21 protein-coding genes and 2 pseudogenes are annotated in these 26,175 nt (G+C 57.7%); 10 read left to right on the top strand and 13 right to left on the bottom strand.

From position 1 onward, the window contains the following. Nucleotides 1–41: 41 nt before the first annotated feature. From QN377_RS11325 to QN377_RS11305, 5 genes are read left to right on the top strand one after another with little or no spacing between them, the layout of a single operon-like run. Entirely contained in the window at nucleotides 42–740 is a 699-nt protein-coding gene (locus QN377_RS11325) for a molecular chaperone (RefSeq protein ID WP_095019673.1), read from the top strand. Nucleotides 741–775: 35 nt separating this feature from the next. Further along, complete coding sequence (locus QN377_RS11320; protein WP_095031443.1) at nucleotides 776–3,397, top strand: fimbria/pilus outer membrane usher protein; 2,622 nt, start codon at nucleotides 776–778, stop codon at nucleotides 3,395–3,397. Next, nucleotides 3,390–4,316, top strand: a complete 927-nt coding sequence (locus QN377_RS11315; protein WP_095021237.1) for a fimbrial protein — start codon at nucleotides 3,390–3,392, stop codon at nucleotides 4,314–4,316. Before QN377_RS11320 ends, QN377_RS11315 begins: the two co-directional genes overlap by 8 nt. Nucleotides 4,317–4,335: 19 nt before the next feature. Further along, on the top strand, nucleotides 4,336–4,827 hold the full coding sequence (locus QN377_RS11310; protein ID WP_095019676.1) for a fimbrial protein: 492 nt from the start codon (nucleotides 4,336–4,338) through the stop codon (nucleotides 4,825–4,827). 7 nt (nucleotides 4,828–4,834) lie between these two features. Beyond that, entirely contained in the window at nucleotides 4,835–5,353 is a 519-nt protein-coding gene (locus QN377_RS11305) for a fimbrial protein (RefSeq protein ID WP_232527630.1), read from the top strand. 9 nt (nucleotides 5,354–5,362) lie between these two features. Here QN377_RS11305 and QN377_RS11300 read toward each other — a convergent pair whose 3' ends face one another. From QN377_RS11300 to QN377_RS22855, 7 genes and pseudogenes are all read right to left on the bottom strand, one after another. Beyond that, nucleotides 5,363–6,007, bottom strand: coding sequence for a response regulator (locus QN377_RS11300; RefSeq protein WP_095019691.1), 645 nt, complete (start codon nucleotides 6,005–6,007; stop codon nucleotides 5,363–5,365). A 36-nt stretch (nucleotides 6,008–6,043) separates the two neighbouring features. Beyond that, on the bottom strand, nucleotides 6,044–6,691 hold the full coding sequence (locus QN377_RS11295) for a response regulator (RefSeq protein WP_095003207.1): 648 nt from the start codon (nucleotides 6,689–6,691) through the stop codon (nucleotides 6,044–6,046). Nucleotides 6,692–6,781: 90 nt separating this feature from the next. Beyond that, nucleotides 6,782–7,978, bottom strand: coding sequence for an EAL domain-containing protein (locus QN377_RS11290; RefSeq protein ID WP_095019678.1), 1,197 nt, complete (start codon nucleotides 7,976–7,978; stop codon nucleotides 6,782–6,784). Nucleotides 7,979–7,989: 11 nt separating this feature from the next. Further along, on the bottom strand, nucleotides 7,990–10,758 hold the full coding sequence (locus QN377_RS11285) for an ATP-binding protein (protein WP_095021246.1): 2,769 nt from the start codon (nucleotides 10,756–10,758) through the stop codon (nucleotides 7,990–7,992). 96 nt (nucleotides 10,759–10,854) lie between these two features. Further along, on the bottom strand, nucleotides 10,855–11,736 hold the full coding sequence (locus QN377_RS11280) for a Dyp-type peroxidase (protein ID WP_095039415.1): 882 nt from the start codon (nucleotides 11,734–11,736) through the stop codon (nucleotides 10,855–10,857). 97 nt (nucleotides 11,737–11,833) lie between these two features. Continuing rightward, nucleotides 11,834–12,265 (bottom strand): annotated as a pseudogene (locus tag QN377_RS22860) (methyl-accepting chemotaxis protein); the annotation flags it as partial. 108 nt (nucleotides 12,266–12,373) lie between these two features. Next, nucleotides 12,374–13,060: pseudogene (locus QN377_RS22855) on the bottom strand (PAS domain-containing protein); the annotation flags it as partial. A 301-nt stretch (nucleotides 13,061–13,361) separates the two neighbouring features. Here QN377_RS22855 and QN377_RS11270 point away from each other — a divergent pair. Further along, a complete protein-coding gene (locus tag QN377_RS11270) occupies nucleotides 13,362–14,780 on the top strand; it encodes a short-chain fatty acid transporter (protein ID WP_095003210.1) in 1,419 nt (472 codons plus the stop codon). A gap of 120 nt (nucleotides 14,781–14,900) precedes the next feature. On the opposite strand, the gene can is transcribed toward QN377_RS11270, so the two are convergent. Beyond that, nucleotides 14,901–15,545 (bottom strand): carbonate dehydratase, encoded by a 645-nt coding sequence (gene can, locus QN377_RS11265; RefSeq protein ID WP_095003211.1) that lies wholly within the window; start codon nucleotides 15,543–15,545, stop codon nucleotides 14,901–14,903. Nucleotides 15,546–15,696: 151 nt separating this feature from the next. Here can and QN377_RS11260 point away from each other — a divergent pair, with 151 nt between their 5' ends. Continuing rightward, on the top strand, nucleotides 15,697–16,080 hold the full coding sequence (locus QN377_RS11260) for a serine kinase/phosphatase (protein WP_169916771.1): 384 nt from the start codon (nucleotides 15,697–15,699) through the stop codon (nucleotides 16,078–16,080). Between the two features lie 114 nt (nucleotides 16,081–16,194). Here QN377_RS11260 and rimI read toward each other — a convergent pair whose 3' ends face one another. Together rimI and QN377_RS11250 are read right to left on the bottom strand one after the other, a co-directional pair. Then, a complete protein-coding gene (gene rimI, locus QN377_RS11255) occupies nucleotides 16,195–16,647 on the bottom strand; it encodes a ribosomal protein S18-alanine N-acetyltransferase (protein ID WP_016781701.1) in 453 nt (150 codons plus the stop codon). Beyond that, nucleotides 16,640–17,413 (bottom strand): energy transducer TonB, encoded by a 774-nt coding sequence (locus tag QN377_RS11250; protein WP_150628568.1) that lies wholly within the window; start codon nucleotides 17,411–17,413, stop codon nucleotides 16,640–16,642. The genes rimI and QN377_RS11250 overlap by 8 nt, the downstream gene beginning before the upstream one ends. Before the next feature lie 144 nt (nucleotides 17,414–17,557). Here QN377_RS11250 and mksB point away from each other — a divergent pair, with 144 nt between their 5' ends. Genes mksB through mksF form a run of 3 tightly spaced genes read left to right on the top strand, consistent with a single transcriptional unit; the run spans nucleotide 17,558 to nucleotide 22,312 of the window. Next, nucleotides 17,558–18,835: an Mks condensin complex protein MksB gene (gene mksB, locus QN377_RS11245; protein ID WP_095019681.1), complete on the top strand. Its 1,278-nt coding sequence runs from the start codon at nucleotides 17,558–17,560 to the stop codon at nucleotides 18,833–18,835. After that, nucleotides 18,825–19,475, top strand: a complete 651-nt coding sequence (gene mksE, locus QN377_RS11240; protein ID WP_150628566.1) for an Mks condensin complex protein MksE — start codon at nucleotides 18,825–18,827, stop codon at nucleotides 19,473–19,475. Before mksB ends, mksE begins: the two co-directional genes overlap by 11 nt. Beyond that, entirely contained in the window at nucleotides 19,472–22,312 is a 2,841-nt protein-coding gene (mksF, locus tag QN377_RS11235; protein WP_322212353.1) for an Mks condensin complex protein MksF, read from the top strand. The genes mksE and mksF overlap by 4 nt, the downstream gene beginning before the upstream one ends. A 56-nt stretch (nucleotides 22,313–22,368) precedes the next feature. Here mksF and QN377_RS11230 read toward each other — a convergent pair whose 3' ends face one another. The 3 genes from QN377_RS11230 to QN377_RS11220 are packed head-to-tail and all read right to left on the bottom strand — an operon-like array spanning nucleotide 22,369 to nucleotide 25,934. Then, nucleotides 22,369–24,672, bottom strand: coding sequence for a PqiB family protein (locus QN377_RS11230; protein WP_095003216.1), 2,304 nt, complete (start codon nucleotides 24,670–24,672; stop codon nucleotides 22,369–22,371). Continuing rightward, complete coding sequence (locus tag QN377_RS11225) at nucleotides 24,665–25,288, bottom strand: paraquat-inducible protein A (protein ID WP_095003217.1); 624 nt, start codon at nucleotides 25,286–25,288, stop codon at nucleotides 24,665–24,667. Before QN377_RS11225 ends, QN377_RS11230 begins: the two co-directional genes overlap by 8 nt. After that, nucleotides 25,275–25,934: a paraquat-inducible protein A gene (locus QN377_RS11220; protein ID WP_095019684.1), complete on the bottom strand. Its 660-nt coding sequence runs from the start codon at nucleotides 25,932–25,934 to the stop codon at nucleotides 25,275–25,277. The genes QN377_RS11225 and QN377_RS11220 overlap by 14 nt, the downstream gene beginning before the upstream one ends. Nucleotides 25,935–26,175: the final 241 nt, after the last annotated feature.

Raw genomic sequence — 26,175 nt, 5'->3', positions numbered from 1 at the left:
CGATTGATCGCGAGCTCTGGCGTTAACCAGAGGACATCTTAATGCGTTTAAAAGTTGCAGCCTTTTTGGCACTGGCAGCAAGCTTCTGGCTGCCCCAGGTTCATGCAGGCGTCAACGTGGGTTCTACGCGCGTTGTGTATCAAAGCAAGGAGAAAGAAGCCAACCTTGCACTTTCAAACTCGGGTGATGACGGTGTGCCGTATCTCGTGCAGTCGTGGGTCAGCCCGTTCGATGACCGCGACGCCAGCGCCGATGAGTTTATTGTCACACCGCCGTTGTTTCGCCTGGATGCCAAGGGCCAGAACCTTCTGCGCATCATTGCCACCAACGCTCAGAACCTGCCCGATGACAAAGAAAGTCTGTTTTTGCTCAATGTCAAAGCCATCCCGGCCAAGAGCGAGGAACAGCGTAACCAGAACGTGCTGCAAATAGCACTCAAGACCACGATCAAACTGTTTTATCGCCCTGCCAACCTCAAGGGCACATTGCCCGAAGCAGTTGAAAAACTTCAGTGGCGGACCGAAGGCGGGAAATTGGCGGTGCATAACCCGTCAGGCTACAACGTAGTGGTCAGTGAGTTGCTGGTCAACAACAGCGCCAGCAAAGGCATGCCCGAGGTTATCAAGCCCGGCAGCACCGTCACCACTCCGATAGCGCTGAAAAACAGCGACAGCCTAGAACTTAGCTACATCAACGAGTACGGCAGCACAGTCAAGGCCGCACCCGTTACCCCACATTGATCACTGAATAATCCGCTGAATGGAAGGACCCCCTCATGCTGCGATTGCGCATGTGCGCCTTCGCGCGCCGAGTAAAGTGCTGGAGCACGATGACCGTTGCGGCTACAGGTCTTGCAACAACCGCAGTGCATGCAGACTACAGTTTTGACTCTTCTTTTCTGGAAATTGGCGGCGGCAACGCTTCGAGCGAAGTGGCCGAGCAAGTAAAAGCCATGAGCCAGGGTCAACTTCCGGGGATCTACCGGGTTGACCTGTCAGTGGATGACCGGCTTGTGGAGCAGCGCGACCTGCACTTTGTGCGAGAAACCGCGAGCCAGATATCGACTCCCAACGGCCTGTTCCCCTGCTTCAGCCTTCAGGCCCTGATGGATTTGGGAATTGACCCCACACGCCTGAAAAATGCGGACATCAGCGCCGACAATTGCGTGTACTTCAACCGTGACCTTACCGGCGTCACCTACGATTACGACTTCAACAAGCAGCATTTGAGCCTGCAGGTTCCCCAGGCGTATATCGGCAGCGTGCCGTTTGAAACCCGGCGCAAGACCTGGAGCGATGGCGAGCAGGTGGCCTTCGCCAACTACAGTTTTTCCGGGAGCGACTACGAGAACCAGTTCGGCAGCCGCCAATCCCAGTTCGGCAGTGTTCATAGCGGGTTCAACAGCGGCGCCTGGCGCTTTCGCAATTTCTCGACCTGGCAAAAAGGCACTAACGTCGACGGCAGCTGGAAATCGGTGGACACCTATGTCCAGCGCGACCTGGGCAACCTTATGGCCATTGCCACGGTGGGTGAAAGCGCCACCGACAGCGATCTGTTCGACACCATCTCTTACCGCGGCGTGGGGATCGCTTCTGATCTGGACATGCTGCCCGATGATGCGCGTAATTTTGCCCCCGTAGTGCGTGGGGTTGCCAACGGCCGCTCGCTGGTGACATTGCGCCAGCGCGGTTATGTCATCAGTGAACAGTGGGTGCCGTCAGGCCCGTTCGCCCTCAAGAACCTGTACTCGACCGCGGGCAACGGCGATATCGAAGTCACCATCGAAGGCCCCAATGGCGAGCGCCAGGTCTACATCCAGTCATTTGCCTCTGTGCCTTACATGTTGCGTGAAGGCCAGCAAAGCTACGCTGTGACCGCAGGCCAGTATCGCCCGGCAGAAGGCGCGCAGAATTCGCCCAAGCCCAGTTTTGTACAAGGCACCTATCGCCGCGGCCTGACCGAGGGCACCACGCTGTTCGGTGGCAGCATCGTCAGCGAACAATACAAATCGGCGCTGCTTGGCTTTGCCCACGACTTTGCCGGCTTTGGTGCGATTTCCCTGGACGTGACCCATGCCATCAGCGAAGACATGGGCGCAGACGCCAAAACGCTGTCGGGCCAGTCATATCGCTTCCGGTACTCCAAATCCATCGATCTGACCGATACCAGCTTCAGCCTGATTGGCTATCGCTACTCCACCAGCGGCTATTACAGCTTCAACGAGGCAATCAACGCACGCTCCAACAACTCGCTAGAGCCCTATGTCGATGAAACCCTGAATAACAGTGCGGCGTTTTCCCCCTATTTGACCGGCCATATGAAAAGCAGCTTTACCGCCAACGTATCGCAACAATTCGGTACCTGGGGCGGCATGTACGCCAACCTGACCAAAACCGATTACTGGAACCGGGCCAAGAGCAATACCTCCATTCAGTTGGGCTACAGCTTCAGTGTTGCCAGCGCCTCCTACAACCTGGGGCTGTCACAGAACAGCGGCATGGGCGACGACATCCGTAGCGTGTCGCTGAGCGTCAGCCTGCCGCTGGGCAGCCCGGGCAGCAGCAGCCGCATCGGCCTGAGCACCAACCAGGACTCCGCCGGCAATGCCAGCCGCAATGCCACCTTCAGCGGCTCGCAACTGCAGGACGATGCCCTGTCGTACAACCTGGGCATCAATCAGCAGATCAGTGACGATGACCGCGTGCTCGGCGGCTCGGTGGCGGCCCGCTACAACGCGGCCAATGCCATTTGGCACGGCTCCTATAACAAGGATCAGAACACCCGTCAGATGGACTATGGCGTGGAAGGCGGCGTGGTTGCCATCCGCAATACCGTGATGTTCACCCAGCCATTGGGCGAGACCAACATCATTGTCGCCACCCCCGGCGCCGCCGATGTGGGCGTGCTGACCAAGAGCGGGATCAAGACCAACGGCAGTGGCTACACGATTATTCCCTCGGCGCAGCCGTACCGCAAAAACAAGGTATCGCTCAACACTGACTCACTGTCGGACAACACCGACATTGCCAACCTGGTACAGGAAGTCACCCCCAATCGTGGTGCCTTTGTCCTGGCCAACTTCGAAACCCATAACGGCCGCCGCCTGCTGGTCAGCGTCAGCTCAAGCACTGGCAAGCCCGCCCCTTTCGCCGCCGAAGCGCAGCTGTATGACCCCAAGGGCACTCTGCTGAGCAGCGCGATGGTAGCCGACAAGGGCCGGGTATTTATGACTGGCGTGCCGGACAAGGCGCGGCTGCTGATCAACGTCAACGGCCAGCCTTGGTGCGCCAAGGACCTGGACCTGAACACCTACAACCTGTCAGAGACTGGCATCGGGCAACTGACCATCCGTTGCGATGCCAAATCGCCAGACACTCAAGGTACTCCCGATGCATGAATCAAACGTCAAATCATCTCGTCCGGGGCTGGTCAAAGTCTGCTTGTTGCTGCTCTGCCTGTTGCTGGGACTTGTCAGTCAGCAAGCGTTTGCACTGATTGAAAACAACCTCGCATGCACCCCTACGGGCACCACCGGCATCATTCAGCTGGGCGACCTTGCGCCATCCACCAGCTATACCGCCAACATGACAGCCAACTGCCGGGTTACCCGTTGGTTTCCCTTTGGCGCGTCATTGCAGCACAGCCAGTTCTACAACCAGGGCAGAGGCAGCAAGGTCCAGGTGTTTCATACCAACTCTGGACTGATGGTTCCCGAGCTGCCCATCGGGACTGCGACCACTACATGCATGCCGTGGAGCTGTGTGCAGCTGTACGTGGGCAACACCTTTTCCTACAACGTTCTGCTTTATGGAACGGCGCCCGTCACGCCTGGCAACTACATGGTCAGTGTCACGCTCACAGACACCTCTATCCAAGGTTATGAGGCTTACGGCGACTACTTGCAGACCGTCATTCTCAGCTTCCGGGTCATCCAGCCCGCCTGTTCGATGGGCTCGGCAAAAACCCTCAACCTGCCCTTTGGCACACTCAGCAGCAATGACTTCGCCAGTTCGCAGCAAATTGCCAATATCACCATGAATTGCACTCGCGGTACGCAAGCGACCGCCACGCTGGTACCCACCCAGGCGGCCATCAGCGGCAGCCCGGGCGTTTCAGCCACAACTCTGGCCGGTCTGTCGATGGCTGCCACCTGGGCTGACACCAACACGGCAGTGAGCTTCAACAGCCCACGCACGCTGGCGCTGACCAATGGCAGCAACAACATCAGCCTTGGTTTTCGCCCGCGCCTGAATACCAGTGTTTCGCCTACCGGAAATTTTTACAGTCAGTACACCCTCAACATCACCTATCTCTGATCAAGTAAGGAGCTCAACCATGAAATTATCCCTGACATTGGCTGCGACACTGTTCGCAGGCCTGCTCAGCTCGACCGCCAACGCCGTAACAGACACTGTGACCATCAACCTGAGCGGCACCCTGACGCGTCCGCCCTGCAACCTGACCAGCAGCAAGACGCTGACCGCCAACTTCGGCAGCCTGCGTTATGACCAGGTGGCCGATGCCGCGCTGATCGACATCCCCCTCACCATGACCTGCCCGGCCAACTCGGTACTGGCGGTGAGCATTCTGGCAGCCCGCACGATTCAAGGCTCAACCACACAGGCCTCAACGGGCAAAACCAATCTGGCTTATTCATTGCTCTGGAACAGCGACAGCACGGCGGCCAACATTACCGGGACCAAACGCAACCTGACCAACCAGAGCGGCACGGTCGACCTGAGTATGAAAGCAAAGTTGATTGCCCTTGGTGCGTTGACCGAGGGTGCATTCAGCACTTCGGCTGTTATCAGTATCGAGTACCTGTGAGATGTCCATGCTCGCCAGAGTGAGCCTGTGGGTGGCGATGCTGTCCACCGCAGCGCTGTTGCTCAGCCCGGCCATCTGTGCAGAGGATGCCGCCCTGATAGAGGTGGGCGGCACTCTGATAAAACCACCCTGCACAGCCAACTTCCCGGCCTCGCAAAGCGTGGATATCCCCAAGACAAACCTCAACTCGCTGAACTCGGACATCACCGGCTGGACCGATGTCAGCCTGGACTTTCAATGCATCAAAGGCAGCCAGGTACACCTGCGTTTCAGCGCCGGCAATGGTGCTTTTGACAGCAGCACACTGCGCACCACGCTCGACAGACTGGGGCTGAAAACCCGCCTGAGCGACATGACCAGTACGTTGAAAGTGATTGACCTGAAGCTGGGCGAGCAATTGATCTTCCCGGTTGAAGAAACGCGGCTCAAGCTCCAGCTCTCAGTGCGGCCGGTCAAGACCGGGGAGGAGCTGCCCGCAATCGGCAGTTACAGCTCAACGCTATTGATGGAAATGATCTATCTGTAAACCGCTGCGTCAGGCAAAAAGATTGGCCTTGACGCACAAGATCAGCAGCGCTTGATCATTGTCGACATTGAGTTTGCGCATCGCCGAAATCTTCAGGGTACTGATGGTTTTAATGCTGCGGTTCAGGCTATGCGCGACATCGCTCACACTCACCCCCGTAGAGAACAGACGCAGGACCTCGAACTCCTTGACCGTCAGTTGGCTGAGCCTTTGCGAAAGGTCATCGGCGCCCTCACTCAAGTCCCCTTGCGGCTGGTCCTGCTGGTAGTGCCCTTGGCGATAGAACGCGTCCAGCGCCACCAGGATCTGCTCAAGCCCAGCGCTCTTTGAAATGACACCGCTGATACCCAGCTCATACAGCCAGGTCAGTACTTGTGCATTGGTTATAACGGTCAGGATCAACACCTTGGGTTCGGGAAAATGCCGGCGCAGGTACTCCACCAGGCGAGTGCCGTCACCATATTGATCGTCACCCGGCATGTTGTAGTCGGTAATAATCACATCAGGCTTGAGTAACGAAATTTTGTCGATCAACTCCGAGGAACTCATTGCTTCGCCCACAACCTTGAAACGCGGGTCACGCTCAATGATTTCACGCACGCCCATCAACACAATCGGATGGTCGTCGGCCAATAAGACTTTCATTTGCGGCATGGCAAACATGACTCCTGCACTGGAAGAGCACTACAGCTATTCGAAGGGGTCCGCTTTGATGCAATAGGTCAGCAAGGCATGGTCGTTAAGCACTTCCAGCTTCTGCATCGCAGCCACCTTTTGGGTGCTCACGGTTTTAACGCTGCGGTTCAATTGGCGGGCGATATCACCCACGCTATTGCCCGCAACAAACAGCCTCAGCACCTCAACTTCACGGGGTGAAAGTGTGGAGAAACGTTCATCAATGACTTTGGGGTTAGTCACCACAGAGATGGCTGGAGCAGCCGGGGCCGTATAGTCCCGATCGTTGGCCAACGCACTTAGGGCCTTGCCTATTTCTTCGCGGATATGGCTTTTAGCAATCACGCCTGCCACACCCAGCTCCAGCAAGCGCGAGATAATCAGATGATTGCTCATGACTGTCAGCACCAGGATCTTGACCCCGGGAAAATGCTCAATGATGTACTCGATCAGTTGCAGACCGTCGCCATAGGTTTCATCCCCTGGCATGTTGAAATCAGTAATCAGCAGTTCGGGTTGATGCAACTGCAACTGCTCGACCAACTGCGACGAGCTCAGCGCCTCGCCTACCAGGGAGAAATACTCATCACGTTGAATCATTTCCCGAAGCCCCAGTACCACCACTGGATGATCGTCGGCAATCACTACCTTTAATTCGCGCATTGCCTGGCTCCACATTGATGACATGGCAAGTCCGGCGCCCCCGGTTTCTACAGATCGAGCGCAGAACAAGACCCGTGGCGCCGCACTCAGCTACCCCAGTGATGGCTTAGAGCTATCGTCCAGTAAAAGAGTTTCAAAGTCGGCGCACGATATAGCGCCGCAAATAAGGAAACCTTGCACTTGATCACATTGGATGCTGCGCAGAAACTCGAGTTCGGCCTGTGTCTCGACGCCCTCGGCGACAACTGTCAGGCCCAGCTTGCGGCTCAGTTCAACAAGGCTGCGCAGTGCTGACGCCAGATTCTCGTTTTCGACACAGCCATGTACCAGCGACCGGTCAATCTTGAGCTCACTGAATGGAGTGGAAACCAGATTGAAGTAAGAGCTGAATCCCTTGCCAAAATCATCCTGGGCCAAGCCAAAGCCCATCATGCGCAAACGACAAGCTCCCGCATAGTAATTACTGAGCTCTTCTGTGGTTGAACTCTCCATCAGTTCAAAAACGATACTGCGTGGCTCGCCACCATCAGCAATCACAGCGTCGCGCAGACGGTCGGCGAGCGCATGGTTATCCAGCAAATGCGTGGGCAAGTTGATTGAAACCGGAATATCCCAGCCCTGCTCTCGCCATTGTCTTTGGGCTTGAAGTGTTTGCTCCAGCATCAGCCACAACAGCCGCTCTTCAAGACCGTGGCTGATCAACAAGGTCAGAAAGTCCTTGGGCAATAACAAGCCGGCCTCGGGATGCACCCAACGCACCAGGGCTTCTGCACTGAGAATATTGCCGTTGCGCAGGGATTTCTTGGGCTGGAACCATGCTTGAATCTGCCCGTTGGCCATGGCCAATTCGATACTCTGCGGGTCGACTTCAATGGCCAGTGAGGGGTCCGTATCACCGTTAAGGCGGAAAAGCTCCATCCGCTCTTTCAAGCGCTGTACCGCATTGAACTCGACCGGTTTGGAGATCAGGCCAATCACTGAAATACCCAGGTTTTTTGCTGCCAGCCCCGCACTAATCAGCATGCGCCGGGACGAGGCGCTCATCAGTGCCAACGCCGGTTTATTTTTCAGGGCGGCAACTCTCTGGATCAGTTGCACACCATCCATCACAGGCATCAGCAAGTCACTGAGCAGCAAGTCATAGTCATGACGCGCCAGACACTCCAGCGCGCCATCGCCATCCCAAACGGTGTCAACTGTAAAGCCACCCACCTCATTGAAAACGTTCAGCAAATACTCATGCTGAAAAGGGTGATCCTCAACGACCAGTACACGATAGGGCTTCACTGGATCCTCCTTTAGAAGTGCTGAAGACAGTTGTATAGGGTGTGCAGCGTAAAAGGCTTGATCAGGCAGTGATTCATCCCCGCATTCAGACAGCGCTCGCTCTCCTCACGCATGGCATTGGCCGTTGCACCAATGATCGGCAGCGTTATGTTCATGGCCCGCAACCGGGCCGCCAGCTCATAACCGTTCATTTTCGGCATGTTGACGTCGGTCAGCAGCAGATCAAAATCGTCGTCGCGCCAACGCTCGAGTGCTTCCAGTCCATCGCTGACCAATGTCACTGTGCAACCCAACTCTTCAAGTTGATCACGCAGAATCAGTTGATTGATCACATTGTCTTCGGCAACCAGAATGCGCAAACCGAGCTTGAGTTCCGTCTTCACCGTACCCGGTTCAAGATCGCTGCCAATACCCATGCCCTGGGCCTTGCACAGGGCACGATAGACGTCCTGCAAGCTGCTCAGGTCCGCTTGCCAGCAAGGGTTTTCAACGGCGGGAGCTACCGACATGTCACTGGCGGCTACCACCAGCGGTCCTGTCCAGCCAGGTTCAAGCAATTGCCGGGCAGCGCCGGGATGCAGCTCCAATAAAACAGCAGCATCGGATGCATCCCCTGGTTTCGGCGCCCCAAGATGAGCCCGCGCACCCCAACGGCGTAACCAGGCGCAATAACACTCGGCCAGTTCGCGCACGGGGGAAACCACATAAACAACGCGGGCAGCCAACTCGCCAAAAGGGCTAAAACGCGCCGGTTCGCTAACCTGCACCAAGGGCAGATGCAGGGTAAAACTGCTACCCAATCCCGGCTCACTGACCAGACGCATGGTGCCGTTCATCAAGTGCATAAGGCGCTTGCAGATGGACAGGCCCAGCCCGGTGCCGGCGACCACGTTTTTCGCTGACTCCACTTGATAAAAAGGCTCGAACAGATGAGCCTGCTCTTCATGGGCAATACCTTTGCCAGTATCGGAAACCTGCCAGTGCAGCATCACGCGCTCATCATCACGGCTGTCCATTTTCAGACGCAGGACAATTTTTCCGTAGTCCGTGAACTTCAGGGCGTTGTTGAGCAGGTTATTCAAGATCTGGCGGATGCGGGTGACATCACCGCTGAGCCACTCGGGCACCGTTGAATCAATCAATGCAAACAACTGCAGGCCCTTGGCCTGGGCTGCGCCACTGTAGCCCAGGACCACCTCTTCTATCAGCTCAAGAGGGCTGAAGGTGTTGAGTTCCAGTTGCAGCTGACCCGCCTCGATACGCGACACATCCAGCACGTCGCAAATCAGCTGCAACAAGTTGCCGGATGAGCGTTCGATAGCCTTGAGATAGTTGTTCTGCTGATCGTTAAGTTCGGTACGCGCCAGCAGTTCCAGCGTGCCCAAAACACCGTACAGGGGTGTACGGATTTCGTGGCTCATGGTTGCCAGAAAAAGAGTCTTGGCCTCATTGGCCCGGTCCGCCAGTTGCCGGGCACGTTCGAGGGTTACTTCAATCTGTTTACGTGCGCTGATGTCGCTGAACGCGCAAATCAGCACGTCCTGACTTTTGTAGCGCGTAGGGGCAAAGGCCAGGTACAGAAGACGGCCATCCTCCATTTCGATCTCATCACTGTTGCGCAAGTCACATTCATCGAACGCGCGTGAAATCCAGCCATGGCATAACTTGCTGCGCTCAGTGCCGTTACCCAGCCACTGTTGTGACAAGGAGTTTTCCAGTACCACGGTGCCGTCTGTGCGCCGGATTACACACAGGGCCATCGGTGCAACTTGCAATACGGCACGACTGAACGCCTCACTTTCAACCAGCGCCTGAATGCGTTTCTCACCCGGGGTGATCAGGCGCCGATCAATGCGCACAATCAGTAATCGCAAGCCGATGCAGACGGCAATAAACAACAAAACACAGCCCAACAAAGGCCCGCCCAAAACTGGCAATAGAGATTTGATATCTAAGGCATAAACGATTTGCCAGCCCGAATAGCCCAGCTTCTTCGTGATTGCCAGGCTATCGGGCAACCAGCCACTACCGATAAAGCCAAATGAATTCTTGGGTTCCAGCGTCTGCAATGAATTGACGAGAGTGGATTGTGCGGCGTTGGTGAACAGAATCTGGCCTTGACCGTTGAGCAGCATGAAGTCACCGGCACTTTCACTGCGCAAGGCCTCTACCAGATCCGGAACCTCGACCTCAATGCCCAGCCAGCCGGAAGACAGGTTACGGTTATCGAGTCGGGAAAATAAATAAAAGGGGGCATTCAGGACCTTGCTGTCGGTCAGCCACAGATCATCACCAAATGAATAGGCCTTGGCCCCTTCATCAAGCAGGCGCTGCAACACCACTTTGGGCAGCGGTTCAAGGTTGCCTGAAGAGTCGAACAAACACACCACTTTGGGCTTATCCGTCTGCGGCACATACAACAGATTGACTTTGCTTTCGTGCAAATAATCCATCATCCGCCGGGTCAGCCAAAGGTTCCAGTGGCCAGCCTCACTGCCCAGGCTGATGTTGACCTCTTCTTGTGGATCAATACCGGCGACCGTTTGGCCTGCCTGATGATCAGGCACAGTGGCCAGCACCAGGCTCTTGAGAAGCGTCTGGCGGCTGACGAAAAAATCCTGGGCATTGAACACCGCCTCGTTCATAAAACTGCGGCGCTGCGAGACCTCTTCGTTGAACACGGCACGCAAGTATACGAACGACCCCGCAAGGAGTCCGACGATCAGGCCACAGGCAAATAAGTGCAGGAGTTTTCGAGCGGCTTGGGGGGTCGATTTCATGCCGCAAGCCTGAGGCTGCGGCATGCAAAAAATAATCAGACAATTCCTGAAACCAGTCGTCGCTGACTCCGCTCTGCTACGGGGGAGTGACGCTTATTACGGACGCACCGCACTCAAATCCATCCGCCCGTCTTTCATCGGCGGGCACCAGTAGTAGCCACCGTTAAGTGGACGGCTGTAACGATACAAGCCATCGATGATGCCGTCTTCCAGACCGCTCATGCGCCGCAGTTGCACTTCAAAGGCATTCAAGGTGCGACCGAAGGCAACAAACATCAGCCCGGACTTGCCGTTTTCTGTCCACGGCATGGAGCGACGCACAATAAAGGCTTCCGGGGTGAAGCTTTCCTGGGCCGTCCGCTTGACGTGGGCCGACTCCGGCGCATCGTCCAGCTCTTCGTTGTCGCTCTTGCGACGACCCATGATGTTGTCCTGCTCCTCGGACGGCAGTGCGGCAAAACCGTTCAGGTCATGCTGCCACTGCTGAATGGCCACAAAGCTGCCACCGTCCAGCCCGGCGCCAGCATTGGCAACGATGGCCGCGTCCACAGCCGCTTCGTCCACCGGGTTTTCAGTGCCGTCTTCGTAGCCGGTCAGGTCACGATCAGTGCCGTAACGGAAGCCTTCGGTCACTTGCAGCAGGTTGAACGCAGGCGCCAGGGCAGTCTCGATGGCCTGGCTGCGGTGCAGCAGCTCGCCACGGTCTTCGCCCAGCAACCACAGCCACAGGGCGTGCTGGGTCGACGGGTTTTCAACCATGGCATTGATCGCAGGAAACACCCGCAACCCCGGGACTTTCGCGCCAAGGGCCAATACCAGCGGCGAACCAAAACCGGCCACCACGCTTTTGCCATCCACCCACTGCGACAAGGTGTCGAGTGCAGCCGGCAAAGCTTCTACTGACTTGAGGGCGAAAAACATGTAACGCGCTTGCGAAGGTATCGGTTTGGCAAGAATGCTCGACTGGTAGAGACTCATAGAAACTCCTTTGGAAAGCCTGGAGTTTACTCCTACCAGTACTTTTTCCGTCACCTCAGAGGGATTTTTCTTAAGTTCAACCCCTGCATATCAAGGCTCATGACGACAGCTGGTTGGCAAACTGACCCACGGCATCGACCACTTTCTGCGCGCCATCCTGGATTTCGACAATCACCGTGCCCGCTTCGGCGGCCAACGCCAATCCTGCTTCGGCCTGAAGCTTGCCATCGGCCATCAGGGTCACGGCGCTACGGGCCATGTCCTGGTTCTGCCGCACCACACCGATGATTTCTTCAGTGGCCTTGCTGGTGCGCGACGCCAATTGGCGCACTTCGTCAGCCACGACGGCAAAACCACGACCTTGTTCACCGGCACGCGCGGCCTCAATGGCGGCGTTAAGCGCCAGCAAGTTGGTCTGGTCGGCAATCGAGCTGATGGTCTTGACGATGCTGCCAATCACTTGCGACTGATCGCTCAAGGCTTCAATGCCGTCACCCGCCTGCTGCATGTGACGGGCCAGATCACGCATCACTTGCACCGCTTCGGTCACCACTTTGGTGCCGCGCTGGGCACTGCTGTCGGTTTGCAGCGAAGTGCTGTAGGCAATGCCTGCCGCTTCGCAGACGGCCTGTTCCTGATGAACCTGATCGGTGATCACCGTGGCGAACTTCACCACTTTGTACAGGTTGTCATTGGCGTCGCGCACCGGGTTGTAGGTGGCCTCAAGCCATACATCACGGCCGTGACTGTCGATGCGCTGAAAGCGTGCCGCGACAAACTCACCCGCATTTAAACGCTGCCAGAAGGCCTGGTATTCGGCACTGTTCTGTTCTTGCGAGGTGCAGAACATGCGGTGATGTTTGCCCTGGATCTGCCCCAGGGTATACCCCATGCCGGAGAGAAAACGCTCATTGGCGGTCAGGACTTCGCCCTTGAGGTTGAACTCGATCACGGCGGTAGAACGCATCAGCGCACTCATCAGGTTTTCATGGTCGCGGGAAGTTTCGATGGTGCGCGTCAGGTCACTGGAGAAAATCGAAATGCGCAGCACCCGCCCGCTGGAGTCCAGAATCGGCTGCATGATCGAGCGCAGCCACGCTTCCTGGCCATTGCCGCGCAGCAAGCGCACGGTGCCACTGTAATGTTCATTGCGCTTCATGGCGCTCTTGAAACGAAGGCTGTGTTCGTCGTTTTTCAGGTGCGCGGGCACCAGTTCATCAATATGCAGACCCAGCAACGCAGTACCGGTGTAGTGCATCTGTTGGGTGAAGTTATGGTTGGCTGTCTCGATGCGCCCATCCGCGCCCAGAGACAGCACCAGCATTTCGCTGTCCAGGCTCTCCCGAACCTGCTGCAGGCTGGATATTTCTTCGCGAAGAGCCGACAGCTCTTGCTTCAAGCGTGTGTTGAACATGGGGTACCCGGAGCAATGAAAGAATGCGTGCAACAGAATCGGCTTTAGGCGAATTTTCTGGAGCGCCGAAAACGACCGTTCATCCAAAACCGAGGCCACTGAATAACCCTGCACATTCATGGCCACACGCAGCGGGCCATCGGAATTGCTCCCGCTTTGATTTACTGTGCTCGGGCCATCCCATAACCATAAGAAAACCGAGGTACATTTCATGGCCGCCGAGATTACAGACAGCCGCTCTGCCCGCTTTGCCCTGCGCTGCTCGAACTTTGCCGAGCGCTGGTTTCCCGATTCGTGGGTGTTCGCCGCTGTTGCGGTAATAACCGTGGCACTGGCCACGATGCTGATGGGCGCCAAACCCACCGATGCCGCCATGGCATTTGGTGACGGCTTCTGGAGCCTGATCCCGTTCACCATGCAAATGGCCTTCGTGGTGATTGGCGGTTATGTGGTGGCCAGCTCGCCGCCCGCCGTCAAATTGATCGACAAACTGGCCCGGGTACCGAAAAACGGCCGCCAGGCGGTGTGCTGGGTAGCGTTGATTTCAATGGTCGCGTCATTGCTCAACTGGGGGCTGTCGCTGGTGTTTGGCGGTTTACTGGTACGGGCACTGGCCCGGCGCACCAACCTGCGCATGGACTATCGCGCCGCCGGCGCTGCGGCCTACCTGGGGCTGGGCGCGGTGTGGGCACTGGGATTGTCGTCTTCGGCTGCACAGTTGCAAGCCAACCCCGCCAGCCTGCCGCCGTCGATTCTGGCGATTACCGGGGTTATCCCCTTCACTGAAACCATCTTTCTCTGGCAGTCCGGGGTGTTGCTGGCGGCGCTGGTAGTGGTGTCGTTGATTGTCGCCTACGCCACCGCACCCGGCGCTGAATCGGCCCGCGACGCAGCTGCCTGCGGTATCGACCCGAGCTTCAGCTCACCGAAGCTCCCCCCGCGCACACGCCCCGGTGAGTGGCTGGAATACAGCCCGCTGCTGACCATTTTGCTGGTGCTGCTGGCTGCTGGCTGGTTGTTCCATGAGTTTTCGACCAAACCGGCGATCAGCGCCATCTCCGGGCTCAACACTTACAATTTTCTGTTCCTGATGCTCGGTGCCCTGCTGCACTGGCGCCCGCGCAGTTTTCTCAATGCCGTGACCAGCGCCGTGCCCACCACCACCGGGGTGATGATCCAGTTTCCGCTGTATGGTTCGATTGCCGCATTGATGACGGTGGTCAAGGGCACCGACGGGCAAACACTGGCCCACCATATCTCGACGTTTTTCGTGCAGATCGCGTCCCATGACACCTATGCATTATTGATGGGCGTGTATTCGGCGATTCTGGGCTTTTTTATCCCGTCGGGTGGCGGCAAGTGGATTATCGAAGCGCCGTACGTGATGCAGGTGGCCAATGATCTGGGCTATCACCTGGGTTGGGCTGTGCAGATCTACAACGCCGCCGAGGCGCTGCCCAATCTGATCAATCCGTTTTACATGCTGCCGCTGCTGGGCGTACTGGGTTTGAAGGCGCGGGACTTGATCGGCTTCTCGTTTGTGCAACTGTTGGTGCACACGCCGCTGGTGCTGTTTTTGCTGTGGGCATTGGGGACGACGCTGGTGTATACCGCGCCGGTGATGCCGTAAGCGAACTCGTAACTAAATGTGGGAGCGGGCTTGCTCGCGATTCAGGCGGCGCGGTAAAGCAGGAAAACCGCGTCGATACCATCGCGAGCAAGCCCGCTCCCACAGGTTATGCATGCAACTTCATACTGCGCCCACCGGCCGCAAACGATACTGCGGCGGCAACTGGTCAAGGCCGCTGATGGTGGTGTTCAGGCTTTTCCAGCGACCGTCCTTGATCCCGTAGATGCAGCCATGCACCGACAGCTTCTGCCCGCGGTGCCAGGCATTTTGCACAATATTGGTATGCCCGACGTTCGCCACCTGCTGGATCACGTTCAATTCGCAGAGGCGGTCAACCCGCTCTTCCTCGGTGGGTAATAGCGCCAGCGCTTCACGATTCTCGTAATACAGGTCACGAATCGAACGCAGCCAGCCATCGATCAGCCCCATCTGCTGGTCCTTCATCGATGCGCGTACACCGCCACAGCCATAGTGGCCGGTCACCAGAATATGTTTGACCTTCAAAACGTCGACCGCGTACTGGATCACCGACAGGCAGTTCAAGTCAGTGTGCAACACGACATTGGCCACGTTGCGGTGCACAAAAAGATCGCCGGGCAACATGCCGACAATTTCGTTGGCCGGCACCCGCGCATCCGAACAACCAATCCACAGGTATTCCGGTGTTTGCTGGCGGGCCAGCTTGGCGAAGAAGTCGGGATCTTCCTGCTTGATCGCATCGGCCCAACGCTCATTGTTATCAATCAGATCTTGTAGTTCGTTCATGCTGTGGAGCCTCAAGAGTTGATGCGCTGTTCTGACAGCCGACCAGCGGTCGGGGTCACTTGCCCCATGACATTCCGGCGGTCAGTTGGGTGGAATCTTCAGCAATGGCTACAGTCATCGTATTAAAGCACCCAGAGTATGAGGAATTACCATGACTGATTCACGTCGCCCCTACGGGGCACCACAACCCGCACCTATCGACGATATCGAGGACGCCATGGGTTCGGTGGAGCCGCTGGATTTTGATGATGACGATACCTATGAGCCCGTCAGCGACTTGTTTGTCGACGATACAGGCTCCAGGCACAGAGCCGCGCTGGATGACGAACTGGATCTGGGCCTCAACGACGACGACCTGGAGCAGGAGATGCTGATCCGCGAGGACGGCGCCCGCGATGCCAAGGAGGCTGCCCAGGGCCCGGACGGTGCCGCTGACTGGGATCTGAGCCTGGTTGATGAAGACGAAATCGGCGCCGGCAAAGGGCTGGATGAAGCCGAACTGGCGGAAATTGACCCGGTGGGACGCAAGCGTTGAAAGGTAAACCCTGTGGGAGCGGGCTTGCTCGCGATCGGATCAACACGGTTTACCTGATAAACCGCAGCGCCAGCATCGCCAGCAAGCCCGCTCCCACATAACGACTTATCGCCGTCAGTCGACCAGCGTGCAGGCCATCACCACCGCATCTTCACGCCCACCCACAGCCGGGTAGTAGTCACGGCGACGGCCGATTTCATTGAAGCCATAACGCTCATACAACTTGAACGCCGCGGTATTGCTGTCGCGCAGCTCAAGGAAGCATTCGCGCGCCTCATGCTGATAGGCAATCGACATCAAGTGCTCAAGCAGCTTGAGCCCCAGGCCACGGCCCTGGCTCTCGGGCTTGACGGTGATATTGAGCAGATGGGCCTCGTCGAGGATGATCTGCACCACGCCATGCCCTACCTGCTGCTCACCTTCAAACATCAACCAGATATGGTACTTGCCCAGGCCGTCGAGAAATATGCCACGGGTCCAGGGGTGACTGAAAGCGGCGTATTCAATTTTCAATACCGCATCAAGGTCCGCCTCGGTCATCGGGCGAAAAGTTACCGCATCACTCATCGTTCTGTTTCCAGCGCGCCATCAGCCGGCGCATGGCTTGCCACACATGCGCTTTGCGTTGTGGCTCATCCATTAAGAGTTCCAGGCCCGGCAACGCCCATGCGCTGCCCAACCCTTCAATTTGCAGTTCAGTGTTGAACGCCTCGGCATCGGCCTCACCGGCAAAGCGCACCGCAGGCAGCCCGATCAGCCACAAACAGGCACATTCGGCCTCTTCCAGGCGGGCCATAAGAAAGCCCTGCACAAACTCACGCGCAGCCTCGGGCCCTTGATCGACATTGCCACGCCGCAGCAACGGCCAGCGCACCGGCTCGCCAATGATTTGCGGGCTGTCGGGCAAGCCGGCAGCGCGCAACATGTCCTTTAACAATAAATAGGCCGGGTCGCGGCTCTGGAATGCACCGCCTGTGGGTAACTCCACCAGCACCAGGCAACGTCCGGCCCGCAGTAACTGCAGGGCAAAACGCGGCGGTGGCAGTTGCACGACCTTGGCCGGTACAGGTGCCAACTCGGCTTCGACCACCGGTTTGCTGACCGGGCGACTGACCGAAGGCCGGGGCACTTCGATTTTTGGCCGCTCGACAGGTTTGCCCGGTGCAACCGCCGCCTTGACCGCAGGCCTTGTGATCACAGGCTCCACGGGCGGCTCGGGGAGCACCAGCAGTTCTGGCCGCGAAGGGGCGGCAAACGGCAGTTCAGTGCGCGGCAACCAGCTGACCACTTGCATGGCAGTCAAGAAAGCGCGGCGGCGGGACTCATTCAACAAGGGTCGGCCATCTGTGGATTACTAAAGTGTGGGGATTCTACCGCCCTTCTGCCCTTCCCGCCCGCAGTTGATCTGCCAAGTGATGACTCGACAGCACGTTGCAGTACAATCGCGGCCTTTACTTGCCAATTGACCGGCCCTCCCATGATCGAACCCAAGCGCGTTTTACGTGCCCTCGCCGAGCACTGGGCACTCCTTGAGCCTTTGTGTGAACACTTCGACCAAGGCACCCTGAGCCTGAACGAATTACGCCTGCAACTGGCCGTTCATCAGATGGACAGCACGCCGCAAGACATCACCGCCGTGCTCGATGCCTGGATTCGTCTGGACATTCTGGTGCCGGTCGCCAAAAGCCCGAACCGTTTCGAGCTAAACGCCCAGATTCACGACTTTCTGGCTTATTTGCGCCACGAGCACCGCCTTGGCCTGTGCCTGGAAATCGAAGCCTACCTGCGCCATCTGGAGCGGCTGGCAGGTTATATCCAGGATGCCTTCGACATTCGAGACGGCCATGACCTGGCACGCCAGCTGCGTTTACTCGATATGCGGGTACGCGATGTATTGAAAAAACTCGCCAACGATGAACAGGCGCTGGTGGCCGTAGCCGAACGGGCCAAGACCAGCGACCGGCAAATTCCGTTGCGTCAGCGCTATGCCGAAGTGCTGGCAACCTGGGATGAATACGTCGAACCCATGATTCAGCTGGTCAACGCCGACGGCGCTTTCGAGCAAGGCGTACGCAAGGTCGAAGTGGTGCTGCTGCGCATGCTCAGCGAACAGCAACGCCTCGGCCACTTGGTAGACGACGACATGCTGCTGCGCACCCATGCGCGCATCCTTGAGATGCAAACCAGCGCCCAGATGACCCTGCGCCATGCCCGTGAGTTGCTACTGCCGCTGCGTGAAGAAGCCCGCCGGCACAATGCCGTGACCCGTGGTGCCGCGCTGGCACTGGCAGCCATCCGCCGCAAAGGCCTGGACGCAGTGCCGCAAGCAGCCATGCCGATGTTCACTCGCCCGCAAAGCACCTTTTTGGGCAGCGCCAGTCAGGTTGAGGCTTATGTCTATGCCCTGGCCCGCTTCGAAGCCAAACCGGCGAAATTTCCCAAGGCGCATAAGGTCCACCGCGGCGAAACGCCCAAGGCCCCGCGCACGGTCAAGGAAATGCTCGACCGCTGCAGCGATGCGCTACCGATGCCGGACTTGATGTGCTGGCTGCTGGCACAAGAGCCAGACGGCGACACCGATGAACTGCTGTACTGGTTCTCACGCCTGTCCCGTGAAAAACGCTTCGTGCGCGAACGCCTGGAGCGCCGCGATTACCACACACACGAACATTTGGTCAGCCTGCGCTCCTTCGCTCTGCTTTCTCACAGCGAAGATGCGACCCAGACTACTGCGAGCTCTCTGCATGCATCTTGATCTTTCTGAACTGTCCCAGCTGGCACCGATTTTTCGTGAGCTGTTCAAGGGTTATCACGTCAGCCGCCGCGACCCGGAGCTGTACGCGCAACTGTCGAACTTCCAGGATCAATACCGCGCCCTGTTTAAAGCCCTGGGCTTTGAACTGGTGTGTGATACCCGCGGCTTCTATTACTTTGTGCCCGACACTGCCACTGCGCAGGTCAACAAGACCGCACAGCGCCTGGCGCTATTCACGTTCATCATCGTCGAGCATCTGGCCGATCAGGGCCGCGACCCGATCGCCGTGCTCGACGGTGGCAGCCTGGGCCGCGACGAGTTGCCTGCGCTGCTGGAAAAATACCGCGACCTGTTTGTGCAGGCTGAAGTCACCAGCCAGGACGAACTGGAAGAAAAGATCATGCGCCGCATGACCCAGCTCGGTTTTGCCAGTGAAGAACCCGGCATCTATCGCTTTCTGCCACCGATGCACCGTTTTCTCGATGTGTGCCTGTCGGTGCAACAAGACCGCGACCTGGCCGCCAGCCTGCACAGCATCTTGCCATTGCCCACACCGGTGCTGGCCGATGACGACAGTGAGGACGAAGAAACCGCATTGGCCCGCGCCATTGCCGACGAACAACAGGAGATGGACGCATGAGCCAGGAACGCTACGGCATTCGCCGCTTTGCCCTGTTGAACACCGCCGGTTACAGCCTGGGGCTGTTCCCGCTGGAACACCCGCTGTCGGTCTACGGGGCGAACAACCTCGGCAAGTCGGCATCAATCAACGCCTTGCAGTTCCCGATTCTGGCGCGCATGTCCGACATGAGCTTCGGCAAATACAGCCTTGAGCAGTCGCGACGCTTTTACTTTGCCTCGGACACCAGCTACATCCTGGTCGAAGTGTCCCTGCCCCACGGCCCCCATGTGATCGGTGTTGTCGGTCGCGGCCCGGGGGGCGGCTTCGGTCACCAGTTTTTTGCCTACGCGGGCAAACTGGACCTGGCCCACTACCAGAAAGACGACACCTGCCTGCGCCAGAAAGAGCTGTTCAACAACCTGGAGCGTAATGGCCTCAAAGCCTACGAGCTCAAGCCTGATGAGCTTCGGCGTCTGCTGGTGGGCGGCCATACGTCGATCCCCCTGGACCTGACCCTGATCCCGCTGCGCTCCACCAGCGAGCAGAGCCTCAAGACCTTCCGCGCGCTATTTATCAACCTGCTGCATATGCGCGAAATCACTGCGGCCAAGCTCAAGCAACTGTTCCTCGATGCGTTCGAACACAGCCTGCGTTCGGGCAGCGTTGATTACATTGCCGCGTGCGAAGAAGCTTTCCGTGATGTACGACGCATGGAGCAGGACTACAACGCACTGGTCGGCGCCGGCCCCCTGGTTGAGTCGCTGGCTGCCGGAGTACGCCAGCGTGACCTGCTGCGCGGCAAGCTGCACCGCCTGTCACCGCTGCTCGACTCCTTGCTCGGTACCTGGCAGGACTACGCCGGGGCCCGCAAGGAAGAGCTGCTGATCCAGTCCGAGCACTACCGCAACGAACAGGACGCCCTGCAAAACAACCAGCGCAGCAGCACTCAGGAGTTGATGCGTCTTGAGCGGGAAATTTCCGGTATCCAGCGCTGGCTCGGCGAGTTGTCAGTGCTCAAACATCGCTTCGCCCTGGTCGACGACGTAAAGGTGCTTGAGCAGCAATTGCTGAGCGCCAAAGACGCCCACGACGAACTGGCGGGAGCGCTGGCGCAGTCGCGTCAGTTCAGTGCCGAGGATCTGGACGAGCGACTGCGCGATCTGGAAAAGCGCCTCAAGTCGGTCAAGCAGCAGCTCGATCACGCCGACAACAACAGCTATGCCCGCTTGCGCGAAGAGTTTTCGCAGCAGGATGTGGAACGCCTGATGCGCCTGTTCAACAGTGCCCTGTTCAGCCTGCCCCTGGGTGAGCACGGGATTGCGCTGGATGACAGCGATGCCTGGGTCAAATCGCTGGAGCTGATCCTCGATGGCTTTAAAGGCGAGCGTTTTGAAGCCCCGGGCCTGTCCATCGACTTGAGCCATATCGAGCCCCCTGCCCTGCAGGCACTGGCGGACCGCGCGGCTTTGCGCGAGCAGAAAGAGCGTCTGGAAAAAGAGCTCAAGCAACTCAAGACCCAGCAGGCCGTGACCTCAGACCGCGCCGCAAGCAAGAGCGAAGCCGAGTCCCTGTATCAGCAGGTGCTGGATGCGCAAAAGGCGCTGGAAGATTTCCGCCGCAGCCAGACGCTCAGTGCAGAAGAAGGCGAAAAACTCGAGCAACTGGCTCAGGCCGAAGCTGCGCAGGACGAGTTGAAACGCTCCAGCGATGCCTTCACCGAGCGCGTCCAGCAGTTGTCGGCCAAGTTGCAACTGGTCGGTCGCCAGATCGGTGACATGGAAGCCAAACAGCGCACCCTGGATGACAGCTTGCGTCGACGCCAACTGCTGCCCGCCGACTTGCCGTTCGGTACGCCATTTATGGATCCGGTCGACGATTCGATGGACAACCTGCTGCCGTTGCTCAACGACTATCAGGACAGCTGGCAGGGCTTGTTGCGTTGCGACGGCCAGATCGAGGCGCTGTACGCTCAGGTACGCCTCAAGGGTGTGGCCAAGTTCGACAGTGAAGACGATATGGAGCGGCGCCTGCAGTTACTGATCAACGCCTACGCCCACCGCACTGAAGAAGCCCTGACCCTGGGCAAGGCGCGCCGGGCCGCAGTCACCGATATCGCCCGCACGCTGCGCAATATCCGCAGCGACTACGACAGCCTCGAGCATCAACTGGCATTGTTCAACCGCGAAATCAACAAGCGTCAGGTGTCCAACCTCAAAAGCTTCCGTATCGTGCTGGCCCCCAACAAGGAGGCGCTCAAACATATCGATCAGATTATCCACAGCGCCAGCCAGTACGAAGAAGGCGAGACACTGTCGGTGTTTGACCTCAGCCAGAGCACCGAACAGGACAACAAGAACGAAGAGGCCAAGGAGTATCTGGCGCGCCTGGTGGCAGCCAACCATAACCAGTTGGGGCTCAAGGACTTGTTCGAGCTGGCGTTCGAGATCACCAAGCTCAATGGCCAGCCGGTGATCCACACGGATATCGATGGCGCGGCGTCCAACGGTACGACCATGACGATCAAGGCGCTGACCAACATGTATTTGTTGCTGCACTTGATGGACCGCGATCAGGCCGGGCGTATTCGCTTGCCGTACTACCTGGACGAAGCTGCCGACATTGACGAGAAAAACCAGACAGCTCTGCTGGAGACCAGTTTGCAGCTGGGCTTTGTACCGATTCTGGCCAGTGTGAAGCCGCAGGTCTGCGCCCATGTGGCCATCGACCTGGAAGGCGGCAGCGGCCCTAACGGGATCTATATCGATGAAGACGACTGGAAGTACATTCGTCGCCATGACGAGGTGAAACCTGATGCGTTGACGGCGGTGGAAGAACGCGAACTGGATGAAGTCTGAGACTGAACCCCGTACATAAAAAAACCGCGATCATTGATCGCGGTTTTTTTTGCAGCTTATTTGCCTAACGGGATCTTCGGTGCCCACTGCAGCCATTCGTCTTCGAACTTGTCAAAGAGCGGGAAGGTTTGCTCAGGGCGAGCCTGGGTGCCCAGCTTGTCGCCGTCCGGTGTGGCGAAGGCAATGCCACCCTGCACCAGGGTTTCCAGGGATTCAGTACGAATCGTTGCTCCTTTGAACAAACCGAAGTCGACACCAAAACCGCTCGTATTCCAGAAGCGGCTACCGCTACGCACCAACGGCGCGTAACGCGGCTCGATCAGGATATGTACCAGCACCCGGTCGGCACTGTTGCCCAACTCATACCCCGTGACTTTACCCACGGTGACTTCACGGTAGGTGACAGGCACGCCCTCCTTGAGCGAACCACGACGGGCAGCGCTCAATACCAGGCTCAATCCGGCCTGGGAAACGGCGGCATCCGGCGCTTGCTCCAGGGCTACAAAACTGGTCTGGCGCCCCAGTTGTTTGCTCGCCGGTTGCACCTCGAGGTACTGGCCGGTGACCAGGGTTTCGAGGTTGGCCGTTTTCATCAAACCAAGCTCCGGCTTGACCACCCAGAATTGGCTGCCAACCCGCGCAATCCGCTCAGGCACTTCGGTGATGCGGGCCTTGAGCAGAACCGATTGCAGGTCCTCGCTCAGGTCAATGCTTTCGATCTTGCCAACATCCAGCCCCTTGAAGCGAATCGGCGTACCCTCGCGCAGGCCATCGGCACGCGGCACCTTGATCGTAACGGCGACTCCCTGCTGCATGGCTGCGTCACGGTCAGTAAACAGACGGAAACGCGGGATACGTTTTTGCAGCGGAGCCTTGGCTTCCGGCGTTTCAAAAGCAATACCGCCTGCCATCAGACTTTGCAGGGATTCGCTTTTAACCTGGATACCGCCGGTCAAACCGCCGGTCAACGTGATGCCGCTGGCATTCCAGAAACGGGTCGAAGCATTGACCAGATTCTCGTATTCCTTCTCGATATGGACACCGATCACCAACTGCTTTTTGGTGCGGGAGAACTGATAGCTCTGCACCGAACCGACCTTGACCTGCTTGTAGAGGATCGGGCTGCCGACATCCAGCGAGCCCAGGTTCTCGGTAAAGAGCACCATATGCAGGCCCGGTGAGCGCAGATCCAGCGGCGGAGCCTTTGGCCGGGCGACGAATTCGCGTTCGGGGGTGCTGCCCTTGTCACCCGGGCGAATGGCAATGTAGTTGCCTTTGACCAGCGCCTCCAGCCCGGTAATGCCGGCCAGGGAGATGGACGGCTTGACCACCCAGAACTGGGTGCCCTGCACCAGGTAATCTTCTGCCAACGGATCCAGAGTCAGCTCGGCACTGGCGCTGGTCAGATCAGGGTCCACCTTGAGACCCTTGAGGCTACCGACCTGGATGCCTTTGTACATGACCGGCGTACGACCGGCCTGCAGGCCCTCGAAGTCGCTGAGTTTGACTTTGACCTTGATCCCCGCCTGCGCGGCATCGAAGTCTTCATAAAGACGGAACGGCAGGCTCGAATCGGTGGGCGGGCTGTCTTTGCGGTTCTCTGGAGTGGCGAAGGCAATACCACCGGCCACAATACTGGCCAGAGATTCGCTGCGCAGTTTCACACCCGACAGGTTGGCGTCGATGCTGATACCGCTGGCATTCCAGAAGCGCGTATGTTTGCGCACCAGATTGGCGTAGGTCGGCTCGATAAAGACTTTGATTTCAACAGTGCTTTGGTCTTCGGAAAGCACATAGCTTTTGATCTGCCCTACCTGGATCTGCTTGTAGAACACCGGGCTGCCACGGTTCAACGAACCGAGACGCTCAGCTTTAAGCGTCAGGTGCAGACCTGGTTTGGCATCAGACAAGGGCGGTTCTTGTGACAGCGCCTTGAACTTGCGTGCAGGCTCGCCATCGGCGGGACTGACCGCAATATAGTTGCCGGACACCAGCGTTTCGAGCCCGGTGATACCGGCCAGAGTGACACTGGGTTTGACCAGCCAGAAACGGGTATTGGTTTTCAGGTATTGCTCAACGTCCTTGTCCATTTCGACGGTAGCAATCACCCCTTTGCTGGGGCCAGACTCGTCGAGGGCGAGGGTTTTCACCTTGCCCACGGGCATGCCTTTGTAGACCACCTCGGTCTTGTTGGCGACGATGCCTTCGCCGCTCTCGAAACGCACCTGAATATCGATGCCGGTTTCGCTGTAGGCGCGCCACCCCAGCCAGCCACCGATGACCAGGGCAATAAGCGGAAGGATCCAGATCGCCGACCAGTTGGAAGCCGGGCGGGTTTTAGCGGTAGGCAAGTCACTCATGGTCGTCGTCCGACTCCGTGTTGTCCCAAATCAGTCGGGGATCAAAAGTTACAGCTGCAAGCATCGTTAGCACCACCACACTGGCAAATGCCACTGCGCCAAGATTGGCTTCGATGCTGGCTATGCGTCCAAAATTCACCACGGCCACCAAAATGGCAATGACGAAAATATCCAGCATTGACCAACGGCCAATGAACTCGATAAATCGGTACATGATGATACGTTGCCGGGCAGAAAGAGGCTGATGGCGTTGTACCGAAAACAACAGCAAGGCGATGCCGACCAGCTTGAAGGTGGGCACCAGAATACTTGCCACAAACACCACGGCAGCGATCGGGATCATGCCGTGCTGTACCAGCTCGATGACACCCGCCATGATCGTACTCGGCGAGCCCTGGCCCAATGAGTTGACTGTCATGATCGGCAGCAGGTTGGCCGGGATATAGAGAATGGCCGACGTCAGCAGCAATGCCCAGGTGCGCATCAAACTGTCGGGGCGACGCGCGTGAACCAGAGCACCGCAGCGAGTACAGGTTTGCTCGTCGGTTTCGGGGTCTTGCCTGTTCAGTTCGTGGCATTCGCCACAGATCAAGATACCCGCATCAATCGCCCGCATGAGCATCCTCCCCGGATAACGCCTGCCAGATCTGGTGAGGTGACATCACCACTTCCAGCCAGACCTGTACCAGCAACAGGCTGACAAAACAGACCAGGCCCAGGCCAAGACTCAGCTCAGCCAGATCGGACAGTTTTACGATGGCCACCAGCACGCCCATGAAGTAGACCTCAAGCATGCCCCAATCACGCAGATGGTGATAAATGCGGTAAATCAGCAAACCGTAGCTGCGCCCGATATTCCAGCGAATGCTCAGCAACACAGCAAGCTGGCAGAGCAACTTGAGCAGCGGGATGCCCATGCTGCACAGGAACACCACCACCGCGATGCCTTGCATGCCGGTGTTGTACAAACCGAGCACACCACTCCAGACCGTGTCTTGCGACGCCTGGCCCAGTAGATTGAGCTGCATGATGGGTAAAAAGTTCGCAGGTATGTAGAGCAGCAAAGCAGCAATCACAAGCGCAAGGCTGCGTTCAATCACCTTGTGCCTATGAGCGTAGAGTTCATAGCCGCAGCGCGGGCATTGGGCTTTCTCACCGAGAGCGAGATGCGGCTTGCGCATCAGTAGATCGCACTCATGACAGGCCACCAACTCGTCCAGCGGTAATTCTGACACCCTGCGGGGGTCAACCGGATCTGGCATATAGGGAGTCTCAGGCTCAGAAAATGACTGGGCCTATTCTAGTGCGCGGGCTACAAAATAACTGTGCCTATTTGCAGGACTTTAGCTGCAGGCGATCTGAAGAACGATACGCTCAGGCGGGTCATAACTTTTTTCGCCACAAAAACAAACCCCCTGTCTGCGTGAGCAGACAGGGGGTTTGGAATTTAATCTTGACGATGACCTACTCTCACATGGGGAAACCCCACACTACCATCGGCGA

It is taken from the genome of Pseudomonas sp. CCC4.1 (genome assembly GCF_035019225.1).
GTDB classification, from domain to species: Bacteria; Pseudomonadota; Gammaproteobacteria; order Pseudomonadales; family Pseudomonadaceae; genus Aquipseudomonas; species Aquipseudomonas bubulae.
The sequence above is the reverse complement of the archived record's forward strand: the minus strand, read 5'-3'. Positions and strand labels throughout refer to the sequence as shown.

What these genes read in the sequence shown, in the direction of transcription:
- QN377_RS11325 (WP_095019673.1), top strand. Translation starts at nt 42, where the DNA reads ATGCGTTTAAAAGTTGCAGCCTTTTTGGCACTGGCAGCAAGCTTCTGG.
- QN377_RS11320 (WP_095031443.1), top strand. Translation starts at nt 776, where the DNA reads ATGCTGCGATTGCGCATGTGCGCCTTCGCGCGCCGAGTAAAGTGCTGG.
- QN377_RS11315 (WP_095021237.1), top strand. Translation starts at nt 3,390, where the DNA reads ATGCATGAATCAAACGTCAAATCATCTCGTCCGGGGCTGGTCAAAGTC.
- QN377_RS11310 (WP_095019676.1), top strand. Translation starts at nt 4,336, where the DNA reads ATGAAATTATCCCTGACATTGGCTGCGACACTGTTCGCAGGCCTGCTC.
- QN377_RS11305 (WP_232527630.1), top strand. Translation starts at nt 4,835, where the DNA reads ATGCTCGCCAGAGTGAGCCTGTGGGTGGCGATGCTGTCCACCGCAGCG.
- QN377_RS11300 (WP_095019691.1), bottom strand. Translation starts at nt 6,007, where the DNA reads ATGCCGCAAATGAAAGTCTTATTGGCCGACGACCATCCGATTGTGTTG.
- QN377_RS11295 (WP_095003207.1), bottom strand. Translation starts at nt 6,691, where the DNA reads ATGCGCGAATTAAAGGTAGTGATTGCCGACGATCATCCAGTGGTGGTA.
- QN377_RS11285 (WP_095021246.1), bottom strand. Translation starts at nt 10,758, where the DNA reads ATGAAATCGACCCCCCAAGCCGCTCGAAAACTCCTGCACTTATTTGCC.
- QN377_RS11280 (WP_095039415.1), bottom strand. Translation starts at nt 11,736, where the DNA reads ATGAGTCTCTACCAGTCGAGCATTCTTGCCAAACCGATACCTTCGCAA.
- QN377_RS11270 (WP_095003210.1), top strand. Translation starts at nt 13,362, where the DNA reads ATGGCCGCCGAGATTACAGACAGCCGCTCTGCCCGCTTTGCCCTGCGC.
- can (WP_095003211.1), bottom strand. Translation starts at nt 15,545, where the DNA reads ATGAACGAACTACAAGATCTGATTGATAACAATGAGCGTTGGGCCGAT.
- QN377_RS11260 (WP_169916771.1), top strand. Translation starts at nt 15,697, where the DNA reads ATGACTGATTCACGTCGCCCCTACGGGGCACCACAACCCGCACCTATC.
- rimI (WP_016781701.1), bottom strand. Translation starts at nt 16,647, where the DNA reads ATGAGTGATGCGGTAACTTTTCGCCCGATGACCGAGGCGGACCTTGAT.
- mksB (WP_095019681.1), top strand. Translation starts at nt 17,558, where the DNA reads ATGATCGAACCCAAGCGCGTTTTACGTGCCCTCGCCGAGCACTGGGCA.
- mksE (WP_150628566.1), top strand. Translation starts at nt 18,825, where the DNA reads ATGCATCTTGATCTTTCTGAACTGTCCCAGCTGGCACCGATTTTTCGT.
- mksF (WP_322212353.1), top strand. Translation starts at nt 19,472, where the DNA reads ATGAGCCAGGAACGCTACGGCATTCGCCGCTTTGCCCTGTTGAACACC.
- QN377_RS11230 (WP_095003216.1), bottom strand. Translation starts at nt 24,672, where the DNA reads ATGAGTGACTTGCCTACCGCTAAAACCCGCCCGGCTTCCAACTGGTCG.
- QN377_RS11225 (WP_095003217.1), bottom strand. Translation starts at nt 25,288, where the DNA reads ATGCGGGCGATTGATGCGGGTATCTTGATCTGTGGCGAATGCCACGAA.
- QN377_RS11220 (WP_095019684.1), bottom strand. Translation starts at nt 25,934, where the DNA reads ATGCCAGATCCGGTTGACCCCCGCAGGGTGTCAGAATTACCGCTGGAC.